Below are 893 nucleotides of genomic sequence, written 5' to 3' on the forward strand. Positions count from 1 at the left end.
AACCTGAGTTCGATTAATCAGAAAGCGTTTATCTGATTGGTTACCAATGCATTTTGATATTTGAGCGAAGGTTTTTTCGGGAAGAAGGAGTAGGCAATAAGCCCAGCGATGAGATTGGTAAAGAAATTCCCCACGGAACGGTGCCTTGAGTGTTCGATTTGACACATGTTTTTCAGTTCATCATTGACGGTCTCTATGATTGAGCGTTTTCTGAGGGTTATCTTGTCCGACAGGGTCATCAGGCTGTTCTTCATGTTGTTGCGCAATTGGGTGATCAGGTGGATGCCGTCCACGAACAGGATTTCGGCCAGTTGTTTGGATATGTGGCCCTTATCGCCGAAGAGTTTTCCGTAAATGCCCCGCAAGAACCCTTCGCTCTTCAACGGTTCACGGTCGTCCACGTTGGCCGGTGTAATGGTAAAGCTCAGGATCTCGCCGCGGTCGTTGATGGCCAAGTGTAGTTTGAACCCATAGAACCACCCCATGGTGGACCTGCCCACTTGTGCCAGTTCCCTGAACACCTTGTTTCGCTTGATGCGCTTGTTCTTGCAGACCTTCACGGCGGTGGAGCCCACAAAGGAAATGCCCGTGCACTTGCCCATACAGCATGTTTTCAGGAACATGGCAAGGGGCAGGACGTTGGACTGCATAAGTTCGGTAAACCTGTTATAGGAAACGGTATTGGGGAATTCGGGCCTCATGTGCTTTTGCACATAATAAATGTAAAAGTGCTTGAAGCAACGGAACCCGCTAAGGTGGAAGATGGCCATGATGGTGATGATCTCGCTCTTTGACATGGTAGGCGGCCGTTTGGGCTTGTTGCCAATGCTGTGTTTTTCAAGAAAAGGGGTGAATTGTTGGCAAAACTCGTCGGCAAGACAAAAAATATCCGT

Annotated in this window: 1 protein-coding gene; it reads right to left on the bottom strand. The window is 48.6% G+C overall.

Annotated features, from left to right (window positions below; translation table 11 throughout):
- Positions 1–17 precede the first annotated feature (17 nt).
- Positions 18–893 (bottom strand): IS982 family transposase (locus UXI14_RS18045; RefSeq protein ID WP_335967362.1); only part of this gene is annotated, 876 nt, incomplete at its 5' end.

The organism is Galbibacter sp. PAP.153 (assembly GCF_037029175.1).
Lineage (GTDB): Bacteria > Bacteroidota > Bacteroidia > Flavobacteriales > Flavobacteriaceae > Galbibacter > Galbibacter pacificus.